The sequence below is a fragment of the Dethiosulfovibrio peptidovorans DSM 11002 genome, from assembly GCF_000172975.1.
GTDB classification, from domain to species: domain Bacteria; phylum Synergistota; class Synergistia; order Synergistales; family Dethiosulfovibrionaceae; genus Dethiosulfovibrio; species Dethiosulfovibrio peptidovorans.
In genome coordinates, this window is record NZ_ABTR02000001.1 from 1,409,109 (window position 1) to 1,431,205 (window position 22,097).

General features: G+C 53.9%; 23 protein-coding genes and 1 pseudogene. 14 read left to right on the forward strand and 10 right to left on the reverse strand.

Translation table 11 applies throughout. The features are described 5' to 3' along the window. Position 1 precedes the first annotated feature (1 nt). Together DPEP_RS06705 and DPEP_RS06710 are read left to right on the forward strand one after the other, a co-directional pair. Positions 2–994 carry an ABC transporter ATP-binding protein gene (locus tag DPEP_RS06705; protein ID WP_005660723.1) on the forward strand — a complete coding sequence of 331 codons (993 nt, stop codon included), beginning with the start codon at positions 2–4 and terminating at the stop codon, positions 992–994. Beyond that, a complete protein-coding gene (locus DPEP_RS06710; protein WP_005660725.1) occupies positions 991–1,980 on the forward strand; it encodes an ABC transporter ATP-binding protein in 990 nt (329 codons plus the stop codon). Before DPEP_RS06705 ends, DPEP_RS06710 begins: the two co-directional genes overlap by 4 nt. Positions 1,981–2,024: 44 nt before the next feature. On the opposite strand, the gene DPEP_RS06715 is transcribed toward DPEP_RS06710, so the two are convergent. Together DPEP_RS06715 and DPEP_RS13565 are read right to left on the reverse strand one after the other, a co-directional pair. Then, entirely contained in the window at positions 2,025–3,167 is a 1,143-nt protein-coding gene (locus DPEP_RS06715) for an amidohydrolase (RefSeq protein WP_241760504.1), read from the reverse strand. Continuing rightward, the gene (locus DPEP_RS13565; protein ID WP_005660729.1) at positions 3,064–4,143 is read right to left on the reverse strand and encodes an MBL fold metallo-hydrolase; all 1,080 of its coding nucleotides are present in this window, start codon (positions 4,141–4,143) and stop codon (positions 3,064–3,066) included. The genes DPEP_RS06715 and DPEP_RS13565 overlap by 104 nt, the downstream gene beginning before the upstream one ends. A gap of 129 nt (positions 4,144–4,272) precedes the next feature. On the opposite strand from DPEP_RS13565, the gene DPEP_RS06725 reads away from it, so the two are divergent. The 4 genes from DPEP_RS06725 to DPEP_RS06740 all read left to right on the forward strand — a co-directional run bounded on the left by DPEP_RS06725 (position 4,273) and on the right by DPEP_RS06740 (position 7,777). Further along, the gene (locus tag DPEP_RS06725) at positions 4,273–5,643 is read left to right on the forward strand and encodes an MATE family efflux transporter (protein WP_005660730.1); all 1,371 of its coding nucleotides are present in this window, start codon (positions 4,273–4,275) and stop codon (positions 5,641–5,643) included. A gap of 108 nt (positions 5,644–5,751) precedes the next feature. Beyond that, positions 5,752–6,816, forward strand: a complete 1,065-nt coding sequence (locus tag DPEP_RS06730; protein ID WP_005660731.1) for a DUF362 domain-containing protein — start codon at positions 5,752–5,754, stop codon at positions 6,814–6,816. Between the two features lie 3 nt (positions 6,817–6,819). Further along, the gene (locus DPEP_RS06735) at positions 6,820–7,296 is read left to right on the forward strand and encodes a hypothetical protein (RefSeq protein ID WP_005660732.1); all 477 of its coding nucleotides are present in this window, start codon (positions 6,820–6,822) and stop codon (positions 7,294–7,296) included. A 1-nt stretch (position 7,297) separates the two neighbouring features. After that, complete coding sequence (locus tag DPEP_RS06740) at positions 7,298–7,777, forward strand: methylated-DNA--[protein]-cysteine S-methyltransferase (protein WP_005660733.1); 480 nt, start codon at positions 7,298–7,300, stop codon at positions 7,775–7,777. 132 nt (positions 7,778–7,909) lie between these two features. Here DPEP_RS06740 and DPEP_RS06745 read toward each other — a convergent pair whose 3' ends face one another. The 7 genes and pseudogenes from DPEP_RS06745 to DPEP_RS13275 form a co-directional block, all read right to left on the reverse strand. Next, positions 7,910–8,602 carry a M15 family metallopeptidase gene (locus DPEP_RS06745; protein ID WP_005660734.1) on the reverse strand — a complete coding sequence of 231 codons (693 nt, stop codon included), beginning with the start codon at positions 8,600–8,602 and terminating at the stop codon, positions 7,910–7,912. 16 nt (positions 8,603–8,618) lie between these two features. Continuing rightward, positions 8,619–9,911, reverse strand: a complete 1,293-nt coding sequence (locus DPEP_RS06750; RefSeq protein ID WP_005660735.1) for a TRAP transporter large permease — start codon at positions 9,909–9,911, stop codon at positions 8,619–8,621. Then, complete coding sequence (locus tag DPEP_RS06755; RefSeq protein ID WP_005660737.1) at positions 9,908–10,411, reverse strand: TRAP transporter small permease; 504 nt, start codon at positions 10,409–10,411, stop codon at positions 9,908–9,910. The genes DPEP_RS06750 and DPEP_RS06755 overlap by 4 nt, the downstream gene beginning before the upstream one ends. A 4-nt stretch (positions 10,412–10,415) precedes the next feature. Next, positions 10,416–11,459 carry a TRAP transporter substrate-binding protein gene (locus tag DPEP_RS06760; RefSeq protein ID WP_005660738.1) on the reverse strand — a complete coding sequence of 348 codons (1,044 nt, stop codon included), beginning with the start codon at positions 11,457–11,459 and terminating at the stop codon, positions 10,416–10,418. Between the two features lie 127 nt (positions 11,460–11,586). After that, a complete protein-coding gene (locus tag DPEP_RS06765; RefSeq protein WP_005660739.1) occupies positions 11,587–12,285 on the reverse strand; it encodes a cytochrome c biogenesis CcdA family protein in 699 nt (232 codons plus the stop codon). Between the two features lie 15 nt (positions 12,286–12,300). Beyond that, positions 12,301–12,537: pseudogene (locus DPEP_RS13075) on the reverse strand (thioredoxin family protein); the annotation flags it as partial. Positions 12,538–12,549: 12 nt separating this feature from the next. After that, a complete protein-coding gene (locus DPEP_RS13275) occupies positions 12,550–12,708 on the reverse strand; it encodes a hypothetical protein (protein WP_005660743.1) in 159 nt (52 codons plus the stop codon). Between the two features lie 135 nt (positions 12,709–12,843). Between DPEP_RS13275 and DPEP_RS06775 the strand changes: the two genes are divergently transcribed. Continuing rightward, entirely contained in the window at positions 12,844–13,734 is an 891-nt protein-coding gene (locus DPEP_RS06775) for a YitT family protein (protein ID WP_005660744.1), read from the forward strand. A 53-nt stretch (positions 13,735–13,787) separates the two neighbouring features. Here the strand turns inward: DPEP_RS06775 and DPEP_RS06780 are convergent, their stop codons facing one another. After that, on the reverse strand, positions 13,788–14,492 hold the full coding sequence (locus tag DPEP_RS06780; RefSeq protein WP_005660745.1) for a DUF554 domain-containing protein: 705 nt from the start codon (positions 14,490–14,492) through the stop codon (positions 13,788–13,790). A gap of 228 nt (positions 14,493–14,720) precedes the next feature. On the opposite strand from DPEP_RS06780, the gene DPEP_RS06785 reads away from it, so the two are divergent. The 7 genes from DPEP_RS06785 (at position 14,721) to DPEP_RS06815 (ending at position 22,088) form a co-directional block, all read left to right on the forward strand. Beyond that, a complete protein-coding gene (locus tag DPEP_RS06785) occupies positions 14,721–16,331 on the forward strand; it encodes a dipeptidase (RefSeq protein ID WP_005660746.1) in 1,611 nt (536 codons plus the stop codon). Positions 16,332–16,570: 239 nt separating this feature from the next. Then, a complete protein-coding gene (locus DPEP_RS06790; RefSeq protein WP_005660747.1) occupies positions 16,571–19,069 on the forward strand; it encodes a LuxR C-terminal-related transcriptional regulator in 2,499 nt (832 codons plus the stop codon). A gap of 124 nt (positions 19,070–19,193) precedes the next feature. Then, the gene (locus DPEP_RS06795; RefSeq protein WP_005660748.1) at positions 19,194–20,096 is read left to right on the forward strand and encodes an XAC2610-related protein; all 903 of its coding nucleotides are present in this window, start codon (positions 19,194–19,196) and stop codon (positions 20,094–20,096) included. 27 nt (positions 20,097–20,123) lie between these two features. Continuing rightward, entirely contained in the window at positions 20,124–20,375 is a 252-nt protein-coding gene (locus tag DPEP_RS06800) for a DUF2442 domain-containing protein (RefSeq protein WP_156775089.1), read from the forward strand. 1 nt (position 20,376) lies between these two features. Then, the gene (locus tag DPEP_RS06805; protein ID WP_005660750.1) at positions 20,377–20,853 is read left to right on the forward strand and encodes a DUF1036 domain-containing protein; all 477 of its coding nucleotides are present in this window, start codon (positions 20,377–20,379) and stop codon (positions 20,851–20,853) included. A 227-nt stretch (positions 20,854–21,080) separates the two neighbouring features. Beyond that, entirely contained in the window at positions 21,081–21,314 is a 234-nt protein-coding gene (locus tag DPEP_RS06810; RefSeq protein ID WP_156775090.1) for a hypothetical protein, read from the forward strand. Positions 21,315–21,338: 24 nt separating this feature from the next. Continuing rightward, the gene (locus DPEP_RS06815; protein ID WP_005660753.1) at positions 21,339–22,088 is read left to right on the forward strand and encodes a hypothetical protein; all 750 of its coding nucleotides are present in this window, start codon (positions 21,339–21,341) and stop codon (positions 22,086–22,088) included. Positions 22,089–22,097 lie beyond the last annotated feature (9 nt).

The following is a 22,097-nucleotide window of genomic DNA, read 5'->3' on the forward strand; positions in this document are numbered from 1 at the left end:
CATGGCATTGTTGGAAGTCAGAAACCTTAAGACCTATTTCGATACCGATGCCGGAACGGTCAAGGCCGTGGACGGTGTCTCCTTTTCCATCGAGCCCGGCAAGACCCTGGGCATAGTCGGTGAATCGGGATGTGGAAAGTCGGTGACCTCCCTGTCCATAATGGGACTTCTCCCCAAGCCGGTTGGTCGAGTGGCCGGAGGAGAGGTCGTCATGAACGGAGTCGACCTGTTGAACCTCTCCGAGCCGGAGATGAGGAAGATCCGAGGCAACGATATCTCCATGATATTTCAGGAGCCCATGACGAGTTTAAACCCGGTGTACACCATAGGGGAGCAGATCATGGAGCCTCTGAGGCTTCATCAGAAGATGGACGATCGGCAGGCCAAAAAGAGGGCCGTCGAGATGTTGGACCTGGTCGGAATCCCTTCGCCGGATCAGAGAGTGGACGAATACCCTCACCAGCTTTCCGGAGGGATGAGGCAGAGGGCCATGATAGCCATGGCCTTGGCCTGTAACCCTGCTCTGCTGATAGCGGACGAGCCCACCACTGCTTTGGACGTGACGGTACAGGCTCAGATACTGGATCTCATGAACGACCTGAGGGAGAAACTGAACTCGGCTATAATGTTCATAACCCACGATCTGGGAGTCATAGCTCAGATGGCCCAGAGGGTGGTGGTGATGTACGCCGGTAAGGTCGTGGAGGAGGCCGATGTGATTCCCCTCTACAAGGAGCCCCTTCATCCCTATACCCAGGGGCTTCTTCGGTCCATACCGAGGATGGACAGTGACAAGGAAAGATTGGATGTCATCCCCGGGGTGGTGCCGAACCCGTTGGACTTCACGGAGGGGTGTAAGTTCCACAATCGCTGCGATCAGTGCCTAGATCGATGCAGCGTCGAGGAGCCTCCCATATACAGGCTCAAGGGCGACCGCAAGGTACGTTGTTGGCTGTACGAGGATCATCCCGACAGAGAGGGGGTCGAGGAATGAGCGTTCCCGTCGAGAGGGAGGAGTTTCTGAGGGTAGAGAGCCTTAAGAAATATTTCCCCATAAGGAAGGGTATATTCAAGAAGGTGGTCAACCACGTGAAGGCGGTGGACGGCGTTTCCTTCTCCATCCGAGAGGGAGAGACGCTGGGATTGGTAGGAGAATCGGGATGCGGAAAGTCGACCACCGGCAGGACCTTGATGCATCTTCTGGAACCGACCGATGGCTCGGTCTACTTTCAGGGTCGAGAGCTGGGGCAGATGCTCAAGGATAACCCCGGACAGGTTAGACAAAACATTCAGATAATATTCCAGGACCCTTACGGTAGCCTCAATCCCAGGATGACCGTGAGCGAGATAGTGGGAGAGGCGGTGAAACTGTACGGTATCGCCAAAGGTCGTAAGGAGCTTGACCGGTACGTCACCGACGTGATAGTCAAGGCCGGTCTTCGTCCCGAACATCGTTTCCGCTATCCTCACGAGTTCTCCGGCGGTCAGAGACAGCGAATAGGTATAGCTCGGGCCCTTGCCTTGAATCCCAAGTTCATCGTGTGCGACGAGCCGGTCTCTGCCCTGGACGTGTCCATTCAGAGCCAGGTTTTGAACGAGCTGAGGGATCTTCAGCAGGAGCTGGGCCTTACCTATCTCTTCATCACCCATGATCTGTCGGTGGTCAAGCATATCTCCGACAGGATCGCCATAATGTACCTCGGCAAGGTGGTGGAGATAACCTCCAAGGACTCGATATTCATCAATCCCCTTCATCCCTATACCAAGGCGTTGATGTCGGCGATCCCCCTTCCCGATCCCACCGTGAAGGTGGAGAGGATCCCCCTGGAGGGCGACATCCCCTCTCCTATAGACCCGCCGTCGGGATGTCGGTTTCACACCAGATGTCCTTACGCCATGGACAGATGTAGAGAGGAAGAGCCACTTTTGGTGGAGGTGGAGAAGGATCACGAAGTGGCGTGTTTCCTTCTTGAAAGGTAGAAAAAAGGCGGAGCCGAGATGTTGTTCTCGGCTCCGCCTTTTTTCTAGGCCCTGTAGACCTCTGCTCCGTCTATGAAGGTTATGGCTACCTCCGTTCTTGCGTCGAAGGGGTCGCCCTTCCATAAGACTATGTCTCCGTCCTTCCCCGGCTCCAGAGATCCCATTCTAGCCTCCAGGCCAAGATGTTCAGCCGAGGACAGGGTTACTGCCCTTAGGGCCTCTTCCCTGGACAGTCCAGCCCGGTGGGCCATGGTGGCGCAGAGCATCAGGGAATGGACCGGGGTCACTGGGTGGTCCGTTATTATGCAGAAGTGGATCGCCCTTTCGGAGAAAACCTTAAGGGTGTCCCAGGTCATGTGTCTGAGCTCTATCTTAGGACGGCAGGAGAGGGTGGGGCCTACCGCCGCCATTACTTTCTTCGACGCCAGGTAGTCCGGTATGAGGTGTCCCTCTGTGCAGTGTTCCAGGGTCAGCTCTATCCCGAATTCTTCGGCGGTCCTTACGGCCGTCGCTATGTCGTCGGCCCTGTGACAGTGCACCCTGAGGGGCATCTTTTTCTCCACTACCGGCAGCAGAGCCTCCATGCCGGGTTTTATATCGAAGGGATCCTTGTCTTCGTCTTTTTTGGCGAGCCAGTGTTCCTTGGCGGCCTTGTAGTTGAAGGCTTCCTGAAGGGTGTTCCTCATGCAGGCGGCGTTGCCCATTCTTGTGGTTGGAAGCTGGTTTTTCTCCTTGTAGACCCCTATGGGATTCTCTCCCAGGGCTGCCTTCATGCCGGACGGGGCAAGTACAGCCATCTCGTCCACCACTAGACCTCTAGTTTTTATGACGGCCCCCTGTCCTCCTATGACGTTGGCGCTTCCCGGAAGGACCTGCACTGCCGTCACTCCTCCTTTTCTAGCCTCGCCGAAGGCTTCGTCGAAGGGGTATATGGAGTCCAATATCCTCAATTGAGGGGTGCTCGGGTCGGTCATGTCGTTCTCGTCAGTCATGGAGTAGGGAGTTCCCTCAGGGCAGGTTCCTATATGGGTGTGTGCGTCTATGAGGCCCGGGGTGACCGTCATGCCCGAGGCGTCTACGATATCAGCTTCGATTGGTATGGAAAGTCCCGCTCCGACCGCTTTTATCCTGCCGTTCTCTACCAGGACGGTACCTCCCTGAATCGTTCCGGACGATATCGTTTCCACCGTTCCTCCAACTATGGCTTTCAGCATATAGTATGTCTCCTTTCAGTATTTTATCCGATATATCTTTCATAATCCCCATCACGCTGTTGGTCATGAAGTTTCTCTCTCTCGATGCCACCTCGGGGAGAAATTCCTCTATGGGCTTCAAGGCCGGGTCCGTCTTGATGAGATGGTCCACCAGGGCGTCGGGGTCTTCGTCTTCGCGAGCTAGGGAGATAGTTTCCTCCCAAAGATCCAGCTGGTCAAGGGCTTTTTTCATGAAGGTCGCTCCGTCGTCGACCGGCCCATAGTGTCCCGGACAGAACAGGTCGTGATCCAGTTTCAAGACCGATCGGAGCGATTCTCTGCCTATGTCGATGCGGAAAGGGGGAGCGGCTGCCGGTCTCAGGTAGGGAGCCTTTTTTGTTTTATCACTGTGCCACCGATTCACCATGCGATCCGCGCATACCCCTGCGACCTCCCCTGCGAAGAGTATCCTTCTGTCCCCGGAGTATAGGAACGACAGGTGATGGTGAGCGTGTCCCGGGGTTTCTATGGTAAATATATCGGAAAGGGCATAGTTCAGAGATTTCTCCGGTACCGGCAGTGGCTTTCCGTAGGATGTCGCCGTGTCTCCGAGCACCAGAAGGCTTCCCTCCCAAAGTCTTTCGGGATCCACCAGGTGACGATGCCCTCTTTGATGTGCCGTAACAGTCATGTCGGGGTAGAGTCTACACAGATATCCCGCACCTCCTCCGTGGTCGAGGTGTACATGGGTGAGAAGAAGTCTGTTCGGCCGGAGCTTCAACGATCTCAGGGCTCCGTCCAGCACCGGTATGGTGGAGCGGGGGCCGCAGTCCACAACCGATACCGTTTCCTTTGCTCGATCCTCCAGTATCCAGGAACATATGAAGTGTTCGAATCCCTCTATCGGCTGAGGAAGATCCACAAGGTATAAAGACGTGTCGGAGGTCTCTAACACGAGATCGATTTTCATGGCAGCACCTCCTTGGGGTTTGGTATCTAACTTTTTAGATTCTCGATATAAAAATCGCCATTTTTTCCTATCTTGTCGTAGAATGGGTTGACCGAACTGCGAGTCGCATGAAATATGGAGGTAGCAAAGATGACATCTAAAGAACGTTCTGAGCGTATGGGTAGTGACCCGATCTGGCGGCTAATTTTTCAGTTTTCCCTTCCGGCCATAGTGGGAATGGTCGCCAGTGCCCTTTATAACATAGTGGATCGAATGTTCATAGGTCACGCCGTCGGTCCTAACGGGATAGCCGCTATAACCGTGGCTTTCCCGTTTTTCCTTCTCGTCATATCCACCGGTATTCTTATAGGCGTGGGAACCTCGTCTCAGATATCCAGAAGACTTGGGGAAAACGAGCAGGACAGGGCTCAACTTGCCATGGGAAACGGCTTCCTGGCCATCCTGGTGTTCTCGGTGGTTCTCATGGTGCTGGCCTTTTTCTTTATGGAAGAGCTTATGTATCTCTGCGGTGCCAGCGAGACCCTGATGCCTCTGACGCGATCCTATATGTTGGTAATACTTTGGGGCGTCCCCTTCCAGCTGATAAGCTTTTGCTGCAATTACTTCATAAGGGCCGAGGGGCATCCGAGATACGCCATGTGGACCCTTATCCTCGGGGCCTGCGCCAATGTCTTTCTGGACTGGATTTTCATAGTGAAGATGGGCATGGGGGTTAAGGGGGCGGCTCTTGGGACGGTGCTGGCTCAATTGGGAGCCGCCTGCTGGGTGTTGCTGTTTTACCTTAAGGGGATGGGCGAGCTTCGTTTCACCCGAGAGAGCTTTCGTCCCAGAAAGAGGATAATGGCGGAGATGATAGCGGTAGGCTTTTCTCCCTTCATGATGGAGATGTTCTTTGTCTTCGTAATGGTCATATTCAACCGTACCCTGAGCCGTCTGGGAGGGGAGCTGGCGGTCTCCGCCATGGGCATCTTCTTCAGCCTCGACAGCCTGCTGTTTATGCCGGCGGTCGGTATAGGAGAGGCGTCTCAGCCCATAATAGGGTACAACTACGGGGCGGGGAATTTCGACAGAGTTAAGAAGACCGTCAGCATGGCCATGGCGTCCGCGGTGATTTTCTTCCTCTGTTCGTTGATCGTTGCAGAACTTTTCCCGAGGCAGATGGCCATGCTGTTCAACAAGGAGAGCGAGCCTCTACTGGATATGGCTGAGAGGGCCATCCGAATAGGCTATATAGGGGCCCCTCTGGCGGGAGTCGCCATAATATCGGGGTTCGTATTTCAGGCCCTAGGTAAGGCGAAACAGAGCCTCATACTCAATATGTGCCGCCAGGTGATCTTTCTGTTGCCTCCGTTGTTTATACTTCCCCCTCTGTTGGGCGTGGACGGAGTATGGCTTTCCTTCCCGATCGTCGACGTGGGTGGCGGTATACTGGGTTGGTACATGGTCAGAGCGGAGATGCGCCGTTGGGTGAATCCTCCGGATATGGTCGTCAAGGTTTAGATCCCGTCCCGGCATTTCGTGCTTTTGTCCCCTAAAGTTGCTATTATAGAGGACGGGGTTTTTTAAGTCTTATGGAATAGCAGATCAGTTTTTATAGGGGGGAAGCCGATGACTTCGACCGTTTATTTCAGCGATATGAGGAGCAAGACGCCGGAGGACAACAAGGGCAACAAGATACGTCGTCTTCTAGAAGCAGCCGGAGGAAGGACTTTACGAAAAGGGGACCTTACGGCGGTAAAGCTTCATTTCGGCGAGAGGGGATGCGATGGTTTCATACGCCCTATCTTCGTGAGAAAAGCGGTGGACTGGGCCAAGGAAAAGGGGGCTAAGCCCTTTCTTACAGACACGAACACTCTCTACACCGGCAGCAGGAAGAACTCGGTGGACCACCTCCTGACCGCTATAGAGCACGGCTTCGGTTTCGAGGTAACAGGGGCTCCCCTGGTAATAGCCGACGGACTCAGGAGCGGGAACTTTCAGGAGATCCCCGTGAGGGGAGAGGTTTTTTCCTCGGTCAAGATAGCCTCGGACATTCGTTCTTCCGACTCGATGGTAGTACTGTCCCATTTCAAGGGGCACGTCATGGCTGGTTTCGGAGGTGCGGTGAAAAATCTAGCCATGGGATGTGCTCCCGCCGAGGGTAAGAAGGAGCAGCATTCGGCCAGGATGTCGGTGGACGACGAAAAATGCGTGGGATGCGGCCGTTGTTTCAGAAACTGCCCGGTCAAGGCCATCTCCATGACGGGAGGAAAGGCCGTTATAGATAAGGATGTCTGTATCGGCTGCGGCGAATGTCTCACTGTCTGTCCCGCCTCGGCGATCTCCCTGGACTGGAGGACCGACGTAGTCCAGTTTCACCGGAGGATGGCCGAGTACGCTCTGGGAGCCGTGGCGGACAAGGAAACAAAGACGGTTTTTTTGAACTTCATAATGGACGTGACGCCTCAGTGCGATTGCGTCCCTTGGAGCGACGCCTCGGTGGTGCCCGACATAGGACTTGCTGCCTCGACCGATCCCGTAGCTTTGGACAAGGCCTGTCTCGATATGGTGATCTCCAGGGCCGGGACCGATCCCTTCAAGGATCTGTACGATAAGATAGATTCGATGGAGCAGCTTCGTCACGGAGAGGCCGTCGGATTGGGCCATCTGGATTACGTTCTGAGGGAGATGTAGAGCATGAAAGCCTTTTCTTTCACCCTGTCGTTGATACTGTGGGGATACATCATAGCGGTGCTATATGCTCGGTACGTGACCCCTTTTGTATCCGGAACCAGGCGTTCCATAGCCTCCGGGGAATTCGGCGGTACCACTGGCGACGATCTTCAGAGCAAGCTGTTGAGGGTGGGCCTGGACCTGGTGTTTTTCATCGCTCAGGCCTATTTCCTGATGGGATGGTCCGCCTACGCGGTCCTCAAGATAAGGATAATGACCCATCTACCCGACGCGGGCAGTCCGGTGATCTTCTACCTTATAGGGATGGCCATATGTATGTGGACCTTGGGCTATATCGCTTTGAGAGAGAAATACGAGGGGTTCCTGTCGATTCTCCACAGCGTGGTCGCCATGGGGGCCTTCGCGACCTTCGCCTTTAAACCTCAGCATATACCGGTTCTATACGGTTGGATGGTAAACATAATGGGAGGCTTGAGGTAAGATGCTCTACGACAACGTCGAGACCGAATGGGGCGGTGCCTTGGTGCTCATGGACGAGGTCGGGGTCAGCGGGATCAAGCTGTACGAGGACAAGGATATCCCTATGCCGCTTTTCGACCGTTGGCGACGGTCTCCTTCGGATCTCAGAGAGGCAGTTGGACAGCTTAGGGCCTACTTCGCCGGAGAGCTGAGGAATTTCGACCTGCCTCTTTCCCTGAAGGGAACCGATTTTCAGCTGAAGGTATGGAACGCTTTGAAGGCCATTCCCTACGGTACCACGGTGTCGTATTCCCAACTGGCCGCAGCGATCGACAAGCCGAAGGCCTGCAGGGCAGTAGGGGGTGCCAACGGCAGAAACCCTGTGCCGGTGGCTATCCCCTGTCACAGGGTTATAGGGGCCGATGGCTCTCTCGGTGGATATTCCGGTGGACTGGGGATCAAGAGGAGACTGCTGGCTATAGAGGGAGTTTACTTCGACTGAAGGGTATCTCTGAAAGCGCTAGTCTTCGGAGAGGTCATTTCAGCGGAGCCGAAACGACCTCTCCGAGTGTATGTCCATGATATCGCCCCGCCCAGGCTAAATATAGCCCGGGCGGGGCGATCGTTTGTTCCATTAGTTTCGCCACCTCATCTCGGGACGGACGAACCCGTATATGCAGTTTTCCTGACCTGTTCTGATTGCCCAGTTCCTGTTGCCGTAGTCGAAGTGCCACCATTCATTGGGATAATTGGAGAACCCCACGCTCTCCATGAGGTTCAGCAGTAACCTCCTGTTGTTCCGTATATCCTCTTCCTCCAGGGACAGGGAACCTTTCGTCTCCAGGATCCTGTCGTAATGGTCGGTGTAGGATCTCTCGGAGGTCTCGTCGAACCCCGAGCCCATGGAAACGGTCCGTCCTTTTTCGTCCGCCAGGGTCAGGTCTACCGATCCTCCCGTACAGTGTCCCGATACGAGCTCAGGCTTTACCGAGGGATAGGCCACGAATATCCTGGACCTTTGATCCACCTCGTCCGGCGATAGTTTCGGATGGTCCCTGAAAATCTCGTCTTTTATGGTGTCGAACAGTTCCCTCTGTAGCTCGGGAGCTCTCCAGCAATCCAGAAGAACGAACTTCCATCCCTTCGGGAGGCTATCCGCCGCCCTTATCAGCCTTTCGTAGACCCCCATACGGAGAAACGACTCGGGGATGCTCCCCTTAAGACCCTGTATGAAATACTGCGGCCTGGACAGTATCTTTTCGGGGTACAGGCTGGCCGATACGAGAGGATCTCCGCTTTCGATCAAAAGAGGCGTTTTTTCCGTCATATTTTCACCTCCGTCACTAGAGACCTAAGATTCGTGGCAGTGTGACCGTTATCGCCGGGAAGGATATGATGGCCATCAACACGGTCATGGCCACCGCTATGAAGGGCCATATCTCCCTGAACAGGTCTCCCAGAGGAACCTTGCCCACCGCTGCCACGATATAGTTGCAGGCCCCGACGGGAGGGGTTATCAATGCTATCGTAACGTTCAATGTCATCACTATGCCGAAGTGGAACGGGTCTATACCGGCCTTAACCGCCAGAGGGGCGAAGACAGGGGTCAGCAAAGTGAGCACCGCCACCTCCTCCATGAACATCCCTATGACGAAGATTATGGAGCTGAGCACTATCATCAGCAGCCAGGGATGTTCCAACAGTCCCATTCCCACTATTACAGAGGCGAATTTCTGTGTGACCCTCTCCCACTTTAGAAACCATCCTACCACTGTGGCAGCTCCCATTATCAGGAAGATGGCGCTGGTGAGCCGGACCGTCTCGTAGATCGAGTCCCAGAGGCCGGACCACGTCAGCTGCCTTGTGACGGCTATCCCCGCCAGCAGACAGTAGACCACCGCCAAAGCTCCTGACTCGGTCGGGGTCACCACCCCGGTCACGATACCGCCTACTATTATCAGTGGTGCCACCAGTGCTGCAATCGATCTCCTAAGTATGGTATTGGCCCTGGCCCTCACCGCGGCGGTGTCGGTCATGGGAACCTTGTAGCGTCTGGAGAAGAACCAGTTCATGGCCATGAAGGCCAGCCCGAGGACGAATCCCGGGACCACTCCGGCGGCGAACAGCCCCCCTATGGAGGTGTTGGTCATGGCGGCGTAGATTATCATGAATATGCTGGGCGGTATTATCGGCCCTATCAGCGAACTTCCGGCTGTGAGCCCTGCTGCGTATGCTTTGGGAAATCCCTCTTTCTCCATTGCCGGTATAAGAATGGATCCCAGGGCCGAGGCGTCCGCCGCGGCGGAGCCGTTGACCCCAGCCAGAATAATGCCTCCCACTACGTTTACGTATCCCAGTCCCCCCCGGACCGATCCTACTAACAGACGGCTGAAGTCGATCAGTCGATCGGTCAGTCCAGAACGGTTCATCAGGCTTCCGGCCAGTATGAAGAAGGGGATGGCCATCAGCGAGAAAACGTCCATTCCTCCGAAGAACTGCTGCGGAATGGCCCTGAGGAGCGTTAGGTTTCCAGTACCCAATATGCCGAGAAATCCCGTGAACAACAAGGAGGCGTAGAGGGGCACTCCCAGAGCCATCTGGAGGAAGAATCCTCCCAGGAGTATGAGTCCCGTCATGACCGGTTGCCTCCGTCTGAGGGGCGATGCAGCTCCTGGAGCAGGAGCTGCATCAACAACATGGACATGCCGATGGGAACGGCCATGAGCGGAATGGCCTTGGGGATGCCTAGAGCCATGGTCTTCATGGTCCAGGTCCCTGCGACGTTCTTGCTGCCGAGCCATATCAGGAGGATCAGTACCACCGCCTGTATTCCCATCCTAGCTATGTAGGAGACCTTTTGCAGCCATCTAGGGAAACGCGGTGCCAGAAAGTCTATCGACATATGGTCCCCCTTTGCCTGGGCTCCCGCCGCCCCCAGCATCACCAGCCAAACCAGGGAATATCGAGCTACCTCCTCGGTCCATATGATCGAGCTTTTCATGACGTAACGGAAGAAGATGCCTAGCACTATATCTCCCACGTTGACCAGCAGGAGAAAACCGGCCACCACGGCGCTTAGTCGCTCCATGGCGACGGCCATCCTCTGGACTTTCCCGAGGTCGCTCGAGCCGTCCATAGCGCTATTCCTTCGCCGCCTCGTTCGCCCTGGTGGCGCACTGCACCGCCAGGTCAAGCCATTCCTGACTCACCTTGGTCTTGAGCCACTTCACGTATTCGGGCTGTCCTTTTTTCCTGAACAGATCCATCTCGTTTTCGTTGGGAGAGTATACCTCCATCCCCTTTTCCTTCAGATACTGCACCTGTTTGGAGTCAGCCGCCTCCACTTCCATGCGGCTGATGCGATTGGCCTCCTTGGCCGCTTCGACGACTACCTTGCGATCCTCCTCGGAGAGGGAATCGAACAGGTCACCGTTCATGACCAGGAACTGATCTGAGTACTGTATGTTGGCCAGAGTCATGTATTTCTGTACCTCGTAGAGGCTTCCTATGACTATGTACATGGCCGGGTTCATCTGACCGTCCACGACTCCTGTCTTGAGGGCCATGTAGAGTTCCGTCCAGGGAATGGGGGTTCCGCTGGCTCCGAAGGCCTTGTATATGGCCAATTGTCCCTCGTCCATTCCTCTGAACTTGAGCCCCTTGAAGTCGTCCGGGCCGTGTATGGCTCTCTTCGAGTTGGTGAAGGCCAGGAATCCGCCTTCCTCAACCGCCTCCAACAGCACCGCTCCGGTCCTGTTGCGGAACTCCTCCTGGGCTTTCTTCCAGTACTGGCTTTTATCGAAGAATATGTGGGCCGCCTCGTAGGAGTCGAACATGAAGGGTATGGACGAGGCGTATATCTCGGGGAAAACCGGGGCTACTCCTGCGAAGGAGGCTATGTTGGCCATAGGCTGGTTAAGGCCGGTCTTCATCAGGAGCTCCATTCGCTCCTCTTCCGTTCCCAGCTGGCTATCGGGGAAGAGCTCGAAGGTAACCCGTCCCTCGGTTCCCTCCTCGACCAACTTCTTGAAGTTTTCCGCGAAGGCGTGGACTGCGTTATCCTCCGCTTTCGGCGGTCCGTTGTAGGACATCTTCACCGTAACCGCCGTAGAGGTGGCCGCGGTGAGCCCCATCAATATCAAGGACATAAGCAGTATAGTCAATGTACGTCTGAAGACTTTCACGATAAAACACTTCCCTTCGATGATATGTCAGAGCGAAGCCCTGTATCGTCAATTCTAAATAGTCGTAGGTGTTTTTGCAACAAGAGAGGGAACGTACCTGAAAGGTGCGCTCCCTCTCTATCCTTGCCTAGGCAACGTAGAGGAAGTAAGCTCCCGCTGCCACCACCAGCCATCCGCATATCTGGGAGATCACGAAAGGCCCTTTGCTGTTGTCGGTCCAGTTCATGTATCGATCCAGACCGTTCGCGAAGGTTCCGGCCAGGAGAATGACCAAGGCGTAGCCCAGGCCGTAGAGGGTCACGATCGACGCCCCCCTGGCGAGGCTGTCAGTCGATGCCTTCATGGCTATGACCAGCATAGGGGCCATGTAGGCGAAGGTGCAGGGGCCCAGTGCCATGCCGGATACCGTTCCAAGAGCCAGGGCTCCCAGCAGACCCTTTTTGTTCCCGGCCTTTATGTTTCCCGAAACGAACCATGGGATCGTTATCACGTCCAGAAGATGAAGGCCGAAGACGAAGAGAACCGCCGATACGATGTAGTTCATGGCGGAGCTGAGTCCCTGCATTAGAGCTCCTGCTGAGGCTATAACCATACCGACAAGAGCTATGTTGACCAGTATCCCCAGGGAGAAGGCCCCCGATACCATAAGAGCGTTCTTTGTCCCCTTTTCCTCCTGCCCCTGGATATAACCGACTACAAGTGGTATGCTCACCAAGCTGCAAGGGCTCAGAAGGACGCTGAATATGCCCCATGCGAAGGCCGCCACCAGAGCCGCCGATCCTGTGCCTGACAGGGCGGCCTGAACCGCGGCAAGCAGGTTACCCAAGGCGGAATCTCCCGGTCATTTCAGGTCCTCCAGCTCGTATCCGAGCTCTTTCCAGCTGTCCTTGAGCTGTTCGGAGTTCATTATGCCCTCGTGCTTTAAGAGTAATTCTTCCTCGGGGGACAGGAATATCAAGGTGGGGACCACCCTTACTCCGTATTTTTTCGCGTAGTCCATGTTCTCCATGAGGTTTATCTTCCTGACCGTTATGCCGCCGTACCTTTCCTCGAACCCTTCCAGGATTCGCGCCATCTCGACGCAGGCAGGTCAGCCCGGCGCGCTGAGGTCGAGGAGGATAGGATAATTCTCCGATGCCTTGTCCTCCGCCACGGCAGGTGTCTCCGTGCCTTTCAGTCCCTTGAAGTATAACGTTCCCCCGATGATAAGAAAGACGGTCACCAGGGTTATTATCTTTCTCGTGTTCATCCGCTCCGCCTCCTTTCGGTGGAATATCCTACGCTTATTATAAGGTATCCTCGTCGATTTAGATAGGTAAAAATACCTATCATGGTGTTTAGAGAGCTTTCTTTATTTCTCGGAATTTTTAGTGGGAGGTTTGAAATGGAGTTTATGTCGCCTAATCGCCTTGTAGGGCGTTTTGCGGAATTGGTCCGCAGGGAGTGGAACACCTTTTGGCTAGCTACCGTAGGGACTGTCCTGATGAGCTTTGCCATAGTGGCTCTTACGATTCCCTATCGTTTTGCCGGTGCCGGTCTGGCCGGCATCGCTATTTTGACAAAATATGTCTGGGATATCTCTCCGGCCTGGGCCATAGCTTTCGGAAACGTTTTCCTGCTCGGCTGGGGATGGAAGGTCCTGTCTCCTCGGTTCGTTCTCTGGACTCTTTACGTCTCTATGCTAACGTCAGGTGCGGTGGCGTTTTTTGAGCTGTTTTCCTATCCGATGCTACAGGACGAGTTTCTGGCAGCTATCCTGGCCGGTGTCTTCGGTGGCCTGGGTATAGGATTGGTGTTTCGTGTGGGGGCCTCCACTGGGGGGACCGACGTCATAGTGATGGCCGCCAGGAAGAGGTGGGGAGTCGACGTCGGTATGTACTCTTTTTACATAAATATAGCCATACTTCTCGGATCATGGTTCGTCGTAGATCTGGAGAAATTGTTGCTCGGGGGCGTTGCCCTGTACGTGGAGAGCCTGGTCATAGACAGCGTTCTCAAGTCATTCGACAGACGAAAGCAGATCACTGTAATAACGTCCAGAGACGACGAGGTTCGGCGTTTTATCCTCGAAGTCCTTGGCAAGAGCGCTACTGTGGTCAAAGCCGAGGGGGCCTATACCGGCGACGAGAGGATGATGTTTATCGTGGTCGTCAACAGGAGACAGGCCATGGAGCTAAAGCGTTTCGTCGTGTCGGTAGATCCCAGGGCCTTCATCGTTTTGTCCGACGTAGCAGAGGTGGTCGGAGAGGGATTCAAGCACTGGAAACATATCTAATAAAAATAGAAAACGGGAAAGAGGAGGGGAGTCTCCTGCTCTTTCCCGTATGGCTAGATGAAAGCCGATATAATTGCCGCCACGAGGAGTGCCGGCAGCATGTTCATCACCTTTATCCTCTTTATCTCCAGTATCCCCAAGGATAAGCCGATGAGCATTATCCCTCCGACCGCCGAGATCTCGTCTATCATGGTCTGGGTCATGTAGGGTTGAAGGGCGCTGGCCGCAAGGGTTATGGACCCCTGATACAGTAATACCGAAAGGGCAGACAGGCCTACTCCGACTCCCAGCGATACGGCGAAGGCCACCGACCCTATGCCGTCCATCAGCGATTTCGTGAGCAGCAGTCGGGGCCATTCCCCGATCCCTTCCTCTATGGCTCCCAGTATCGCCATGGATCCCATGCAGAACACCAACGAGGCGGTCATGAATCCCTCCGTTGCGTTTCCCGACGCCCCTATCCTTTTCTGTAGGGACTCGGCCCCTCTTCGCAGCCTTCCGTCCAGGTCGAGAAATTCCCCAGCTATTGTGCCTACAACGACGCTGAACACCAGCACCAGAACGTTCTCGGTGGATCCAGTCATGGACACCCCGAGCCACAGGGTCACGAGGCCGATAGAGTGAAAGGCCGCCGTGGTGACCGAGGACGGCAGGTTGGATCTGAAAGTCAGGCCGAACAACGTTCCTATGACGATAGCGATGGCGTTGGCTATCGATCCGAAGAGCGGTATATGTTCGACTATCTGTCGCAACCACATATAGTTGCCTCCTTAAACTCGAATATAGAAAGAGATGATAGCACACAAAACCTTCCTATGCCGCCATATCGAGAGGATAGTGTAAAAAAACGAACAAAAAGAAAAAGAATAGAACATAAAGTTGATTCCTAAGGCCGAAATAGGTAGATTAAAAACTATGGAGGTGTCTTTACGGGGTTGGCGTGGTTTCGACGATAGGAGTTGCTTGGAACGAAAGGAGAGATTCCTGTGAGAAAATCCGCAATACGCTTCATAGGCGCTCTGGCTATTTCAGTATTTATGGTCGGTCCATCCCTCGGTTGTACCGACATCGTGGCTGGTAAGAATGCCACTGTGGACGGATCGGTGATAACGTCCCATACCGCCGACGGTGCCTTCTACGACGCCAGGGTCAGGGTTATACCCGGAAGGACCCACGATAAGGGCGAGACCGCTCCGGTGTTCTGGAACATAACCAACGAGGAATACGGCCCGGCGGTCAAGATAGGCGAGATTCCCCAGGTGGAGAAGACCTACTCCTACTTCCACGTGGGATATCCCTTCATGAACGAGCACGGAGTGGCCATAGGAGAGACCACCATCGGTCAGAAGGAAGAGCTCAAGACCTTCCGCCCCGACGCCAGGGCTATCATGACTGTGGAGCAGCTGGAGGTCTTCGGCCTTCAGAGGGGCAAGACGGCCAGGGAGGCCATAAAGGTTATGGGAGACCTGGCCGAGAAGTACGGTTTCCTGCCCTCCTGCGGCAGCGAGGGGGAGTGTCTGACCGTGACGGACTCCCAGGAGGCCTGGATATTCGAGCTTCGCAGCACCGGCATGATGTGGACTCCCGAAAGCGGCAAGCCCGGGGCCATATGGGTTGCCCAGAGGGTTCCGGACGATATGGTCGTCGTGGTGCCGAACATGAGCCGTATTCAGGAGATCGATCCAAACGACAAGGATAATTTCATGGTCGCCGAGGGGTACAGGCAGTTCGCCATAGAGATGGGATGGTACGACCCCGAAGGGGACGAGCCCTTCATATGGCAGAGGGCCTATTCTCCCCTAACCGGAAACGACGACTGGGCCCTTTCGTCCATGTGGGTGCGCAACAGGCTTCACACGATCCACAAGATTCTCGCTCCCTCTCAGGAGTGGGATCCCAATGCAGAGACCATGTCCTATCCCTTCGCCATCAAGCCGGAGAAGAAGATATCCGTAGCTGACGTGATGGGGATGCTCAGAAGCCACATGACCGGAACCCCCTTCGATATGTACGAGGACGGGGCCTGGTACGTCAGGGATGGAGAGAAGTGCGTCAAGAGCCCTCTGGCCACCCCGTTCCCCAACAGGGACGTTCGTCGCCTTCTTGGAATCGATTACAACCGCCCCGTGTCCAAATGGGACTGTGCCTACAGCTTCGTCTCCCAGGCCAGGAGTGACGTTCCGGATGTCATGAGGACCATTCTCTGGTTCGGCTACGATAACCCTCATACCAGTTGCTACGTGCCCATATACAACGGCGTGACCGACACAAAGGAGAGCTGGAGAACCTTCGATCGCGAACAGTTCAGCCTCGAGTCGGCTCAGTGGGGATTCATCCTCTCCGACGAGCTGGTTAACCACCGTTACGGTGACGCCATGGCCGATCTCAGAGCTGTTAGGGATCCCATGGAGAAAGGGTTCTTCGACCGCATAGCCGAGGTGGACGCCAAGGCCGCCAATCTTTACAAAGAGAGCCCAGAGAAGGCCAGAAAATACCTCACCGATTTCACCTTGGAGTGTATGGACCAGGTGGAGAGAGCCTGGTGGGGACTTAACTGGAACCTCATAACCAAGTATAACAACAACAAGTTCCACTAGACCTCCCACGGCCCTCGCTTTTAAGGAGCGGGGGCCGTGCTATTTCTGGGAGGTATGTTTTTGAGCACTTTTTGTCTATGCCGTTTTTGTTTTTTCTGCTTATCCAAGCTGTTTGGGAGTCGGCTGTAGTCATCTAGTTTGTACTGTTACGCAGATGATGTTACGCTTACAGCGTGCGGTTCACTGTAAGGTCTAATATAGATTATTACCCGACTTCCATTTCAGGGAGGGGCTGTATTGTGAAAAACGTCCAGGAGAATTACCGACCTCAGGTCCACTATTATTCCAACAGGTTAAAGGACAAGCTGAGGAAGATCCGTGACTTTAGAACGACGTTTATAGAGGCTCCCTCCGGTGCAGGCAAGACCACGGCCATACGAGATTTTTTCAATTGTCCGAATATGAATCCCCCTTCGATTCGTTGGTTCGTAGCCAGTGAGGAGCCTGGCACGTCGGGATGGACCAGGTTTTGCCATGTCCTGGGGGAGATAGACCCCTACGTAGGATCCAGACTTTTGCACCTTGGTTTTCCAGTGGAGGACAATCAGGGAGAGGTCGCCCAGGCTCTCGTCGATCTGGTATGTGACGATGAAACTTACCTTATATGTGATAATTTTCAGTTTGTCCACAAAAACCTTCCTCTGTCGGTATGGAGGGCTCTAGTCGATCATGGTGGATATGGTCTTAGGGTGGTTATCATCACCCAGCAGCTCTCCTCCAGGGGGCTTGCGATTTTGGGCAATGCCAACGTTCTTAGGGTTGAGAACGAGGATCTGTGTCTCACGGAGGAAGAGATCGGAGACTACTACTGTCTGGCTGGGGTGGACTTGGACTTGGATCAGAGACGTCGTCTTTACCTTTATTCGGAGGGATGGATCGCCGCACTGTATCTCCAGCTGGTGGGCTATGCCCGAACCGGGTCTCTTGAGGGCAGATCAAGTATTCACGAGCTTGTAAACGAGTTGCTTTGGAAAGGACTTTCTCTAGAGGATCGTCAGGTCCTGTTCCGTTTGTCTCCTTTCGACAGCTTTACCGTCCCACAGCTCTCATTCCTTCTCGGTCTTGATCGGGTTCCTGATGTTTTAGTCGAGAGATTGGGAGGGTGGCTCTTCGTCCGCTACGATATCGAAAGTCGTCGGTATTTTCTACATGCCATACTCCTGGATTTTGTTCGTTCCGCCATCCGAGATGAACCAGAAGCCTTTCAAAGAGGGATCCTGGCCGCCGCCGGGGAATGGTGTGCATCTCAGGGAGACAAGACCCAGGCGTTGTTTTTTCTCTATCGCATATGTGATTATCGAGGGATTTTTTCGTTGGATCTTCATTGCTACGACATGACCAGGGCCACCTTGGACGCAGGGCGGGAATATATGTTGAAATTTCTTCGGGATACGGTAAATAACTCCACCGTCGAGATGCGATGCGACTACGCGTTTAATTTTATATCCATGGCCTTTGAGGCCTTTAACCTGGGGGACGTAGAGCTCTATGTCGGTCTCTGTCGAGAGATGGAGGCTGTCCTGGATGGCTACGATATAGACGAGGAAAGCCGTAGGTCCCTGAGGGGCGAGCTTTACCTTGCGAGGTCGTTCGGTTTCTACAACGATATAGAGGCAATGGGGAAGGACCATAGCCGTGCCTACGAGCTTCTAGGTCCCAACAGTAGGCTCTTCAAGCCCGACACCCCTTGGACCTTCGGGTGGCCGTCGGTCCTGGGCATGTTCCACAGCGGGGCTGGCGAATTGGACAGGGAATTGTCCGACATGGATCGGTGGCTCCCTCTGTATAATTCCCTGACTTCCGGAAACGGCAGTGGGGCGGAGTTGATATTCAGGGCGGAGGCCCTGCTTCATAAAGGCCGGGATGACGAGGCGGAGCCATTGGTCCTTCGGGCGCTGGAGATCACCAAACGATTGAACCAGGATAGCCTCTACCTCTGTGCGGCCTTTTTGTTGCAGAGGATGGCCCTACTGAGGGGAGACGGACCGGTCTTCACAGAGGGTCGTGCAATGAGGGACCGATGTGCCCGTATGTCTTCCTACGCCCTGTCCAACCGCATAACCGATGTGGCGACGGGCTTTGTATCCTGTCTCTTAGGTGATACAGAGGGAATGCCCTCCAGGGTGTGCTCCGAGGGGTTCCTAACGGGGGCTTCTCCCGCGGTCCCTTTCTCCTGCATGGTTTACGGCCGTCTAGCTCTTTTGACCGGTGGGGAGAGAGATCTCGTTTTAAGGTCCGAGGAGCTGCTGTTTCCGGCGCGAAGGTATCGAAACCTACTTGTGGAGATCTATATGGGGATCTATCTTTCCGTGGCCTACTCCCGTCTTGGCAGGGAATCCGACGGAGCCGAGGCCCTCGGCAGAGCCCTTGACATGGCCATGCCGGACGGACTTATACTGCCCTTTGCCGAAAACGCCGATGTCCTAGGGAGCTCTCTCGATGTGGTAATGGAGGAGCGCTGGAGCTCCGAAAGGAATAGGTTCTCCTCCTTCGTAAAACGCTATTCCCTGGGCAAGGAAAGGGTTCTACAAAGCCTCTCCGGCAGAGAAGCCGTGGAGGGACTGACCTTCAGGGAAAACGACGTAGCCCTTCTGGTGAGCGAGGGGTTGAGCAACCGTGAGATAGCGAAGAGACTTTTCCTCTCCGAGAATACGGTAAAATTTTATCTTAAATCTATCTTTCAAAAACTTGGCATAAGCTCTCGTAGGGATGTAAAGAAGATCTTATCGCTCCGCTAAAACCGCAAAGACTACCCGAAAAGGGTGTACCGAAAACCGAGGACATCCCTTATCCTGATATCAGGATAAGGGATGTCCTTTTTTATTGGGACGTAAGTGGCTGCGGAGAGGAGTTTGTCTAAAGATGAAAAGATACCTGAGGAAGGTCCTGGCCGGTCTGGCCTTCGTCGTAATGATGGGAGCTGGGGCGTCAGGGGCCGAGCCGGCCTTCACTTTCAAGGTAAGCGATGATGGTCCTACCCTCTCGGTTACTTTCGACGGCGAGACCTTCTACGTCAGGAGCAAGGACGAGGTGATCAGCGAGATCCAGTGCGAGATATACGAGGAGGAGGTGAAGAACGATCCATCTTTATGTGTCTCCTCGGTCGATGCGAACTTCGATGGTTTCAACGATCTTATGATAACCGAGACCCTGTACGTTCCCAACCCGTATTGCTCGTTCTATCTGTGGAATCCCGAGACCGTAAAACTGGAAAGGGACGAGAGTTTGGAAGAGATCATAGGTCCCAGGTTCGACTCGGAGGCAAGAAGGATAATAGGCTTTTCCCATGGAAGCGTCACCGATAATCAAGAGACCGAGTATCGATGGATAGATGGACGACTAACCTTGACCTGGAGAAAGACCCAGATTTACGACGAGAATCGTGGCCTGTTTGTCATCACCGAGGAAGTTCGAGACGAGGAGGGGGCTATGGAGGTCAGCTCCGAGATCTCCCTTACCGAGGGGCAGATGGACCGCTTTCTGGAGGGTGAGCCGTTTTTTGACAGGGAGACGATCGACAAGATTTCCGAGGTTGCAAGAGGACTTTTGGGATCTCCCTTATCGGGCGACGGCGAGTTTCACGGTCGGGCCATAACGGACGATAAGCCGGTCTCCGCATGGCTCTTCGAGCTGGATAGCGGGGAGATAGCTTGTTTCGAGGTAGCTGACGATCTCTCAGGACTATACTTAAACAAGGGAGGAGACGACGGTGTCTTCAGGATCGATTTTGGAGATGGCGTCTCCTTGGGGCAAAGGGTTTACTGACTTAAAAAAGAGGAGGAGGCATTGAAAGTGGGATTTATCAAGTCGGTGACTGCTCTCAACGACTGGCGTCTGTTCGTGGAGATGGAGACGGGGAGCGTGATGGTTGTCGATCTTTCCCATAAACTTGATACCGCAAGATTTGGTGACCTAAGGGATCTGAAGTTATTCCGATCGGTCTCCACCGATGGCGATATCGTATTGTGGGGAGACGGCCGAGTGCGTCTGATGGCCCGAGAGCTTATGGACGTCGTTTTCGTGGAGAAAAAGGAGGCTCTATAAAGTGCTTGGAATTAATAAAATTATTAAAAGAGGAAGCCTTTGCCTTGTCGCGTTAATAGTCTTTCTCTGTTTTGCTCATGAGGCGTCTGCCGCCAAGATCACCTTGGTCAACAAAACCTCTGTTAAGGTCTCGGTTGCCCTGCAGTGGTGGACAGATGGCTCTGAGAGTAGAGGGGGCACCAAGGGGTGGTACGGAGTGGAGCCAGGAAAATCAAGAACTATCGTCTGGAGTGGCATAGATGGTGCGGCTGTCCAGGTTGGTTACATGGGCTTTTACGCTAAGGGCAAGGGGCTTGTTTGGAATGGTGACTCTAGTGAGCTATATGGATCTGGATGGATACACCCCAAGAAAGCTTTCAAGACCGAGACTCCAGACCAAGCCATACCCGGAGGGCAGAAGGTCAACTTTCGCTGGTTTGATATCGATTTTACCGATGGAGGAGCCACCGCTGTTGGCAGGATAGTTTTAAGGCCTTAGAGCCCATCTCTAAAGCGATGAAAATTAAAAAGAGCATGAAAATTGCTGCCGTGGCCCTTTTTTTTGGTGCTTTTTTCCTGTATGGGTTGAGTCCACCTATACCGAAATCGGGTTTTTTCTACGAGATTAGAGATTGTAATATGGTTTATCGGGTTAAGGGGGTCTTTAGATCGTCCTATGTGAAAACCGAAGGGCTTAATTTTGTGGAGGGGGGATTTCCTAGGTTTGTGGCGTGGATAGCTATAACCCCTTCCAACGCCCTGGATAAGGAGCCTACTGGGATATGCTTTTTTGACGACGACGGCGACTACTCGGGATTTCTGCCCATTTCGGAGGATCTCTCCGGGGTTGTCGAATCTATAAGGATCGACGGTAAGGTAATAGATCTGACCCTACTTCGCAACGGAGTAAGGGAAAAGTTACGTTTCACAGATGTAGACGCCGATATCCCTTGGTCCTGAAAGATGAATAGGGGTGGTTTAATCGTGAACGCAAATAGAAGATATCTTTGCGTGTTTTTATTGGCATCGATCATGTTTGTTCTGCTGGCCTTTCCAGCTCTGGCAGCACAGGAAAGCTACGTTCTCAAAGAGGGTTGTGCCTTTAGGGTCAAAGCCGATGGCAAAGAGATCAAACTGGAGGAGGATCAGCCTGCATACTGGAGTACCGACAGCGGCATGTATTCCTGGATAATTGTGGATCCCGAGCTTTCCGACGCAATGAAGGGATCCAAAAGCGGCATATACTTTTTCAATGAGCTTGAGGAGCCCCTTGGCTTCCTGCCTTTTGAGGGGGCTGCATACTGTAACGTATCCCTCAGCCCAGACGGCGAGATGATAACCATCAGCTTCGGCACCGGTGTTTCTCAGGAGCTTATCCTCTACTCCATGGATGGTTTCGAGAAAAAAAAGTCCTTCCAGATTATCGGAGAGACCTGCTGGCTTGATCCATATCGGTTAGTCTTCACCATGGATGAAGCTGGTAAGGGGGCCAGGGGAAATGCTATGGATCAACAGGAGGGCTGGCTTTCGGTGATGATGTACGATGCCGCTATGGAGGAGCTTTTTAGTATCGTGGATGCCACCGAGACGGAGGATTACATGCTTGTAGGGGTCAACTTTGAAGGGGAGGAAATAGAGGTCCTGAAGCGTTCGGTTAAGGAAGCAAACGACTGGAAGGATGAACAGAATATCGAGGATTCCACAATTTCGATACCGATCCCCGCAGCTGGATAAGAGAGGACG

What these genes read in the sequence shown, in the direction of transcription:
- DPEP_RS06705 (WP_005660723.1), top strand. Translation starts at nt 2, where the DNA reads ATGGCATTGTTGGAAGTCAGAAACCTTAAGACCTATTTCGATACCGAT.
- DPEP_RS06710 (WP_005660725.1), top strand. Translation starts at nt 991, where the DNA reads ATGAGCGTTCCCGTCGAGAGGGAGGAGTTTCTGAGGGTAGAGAGCCTT.
- DPEP_RS13565 (WP_005660729.1), bottom strand. Translation starts at nt 4,143, where the DNA reads ATGAAAATCGATCTCGTGTTAGAGACCTCCGACACGTCTTTATACCTT.
- DPEP_RS06725 (WP_005660730.1), top strand. Translation starts at nt 4,273, where the DNA reads ATGACATCTAAAGAACGTTCTGAGCGTATGGGTAGTGACCCGATCTGG.
- DPEP_RS06730 (WP_005660731.1), top strand. Translation starts at nt 5,752, where the DNA reads ATGACTTCGACCGTTTATTTCAGCGATATGAGGAGCAAGACGCCGGAG.
- DPEP_RS06735 (WP_005660732.1), top strand. Translation starts at nt 6,820, where the DNA reads ATGAAAGCCTTTTCTTTCACCCTGTCGTTGATACTGTGGGGATACATC.
- DPEP_RS06740 (WP_005660733.1), top strand. Translation starts at nt 7,298, where the DNA reads ATGCTCTACGACAACGTCGAGACCGAATGGGGCGGTGCCTTGGTGCTC.
- DPEP_RS06745 (WP_005660734.1), bottom strand. Translation starts at nt 8,602, where the DNA reads ATGACGGAAAAAACGCCTCTTTTGATCGAAAGCGGAGATCCTCTCGTA.
- DPEP_RS06750 (WP_005660735.1), bottom strand. Translation starts at nt 9,911, where the DNA reads ATGACGGGACTCATACTCCTGGGAGGATTCTTCCTCCAGATGGCTCTG.
- DPEP_RS06755 (WP_005660737.1), bottom strand. Translation starts at nt 10,411, where the DNA reads ATGGACGGCTCGAGCGACCTCGGGAAAGTCCAGAGGATGGCCGTCGCC.
- DPEP_RS13275 (WP_005660743.1), bottom strand. Translation starts at nt 12,708, where the DNA reads ATGAACACGAGAAAGATAATAACCCTGGTGACCGTCTTTCTTATCATC.
- DPEP_RS06775 (WP_005660744.1), top strand. Translation starts at nt 12,844, where the DNA reads ATGGAGTTTATGTCGCCTAATCGCCTTGTAGGGCGTTTTGCGGAATTG.
- DPEP_RS06780 (WP_005660745.1), bottom strand. Translation starts at nt 14,492, where the DNA reads ATGTGGTTGCGACAGATAGTCGAACATATACCGCTCTTCGGATCGATA.
- DPEP_RS06795 (WP_005660748.1), top strand. Translation starts at nt 19,194, where the DNA reads ATGAAAAGATACCTGAGGAAGGTCCTGGCCGGTCTGGCCTTCGTCGTA.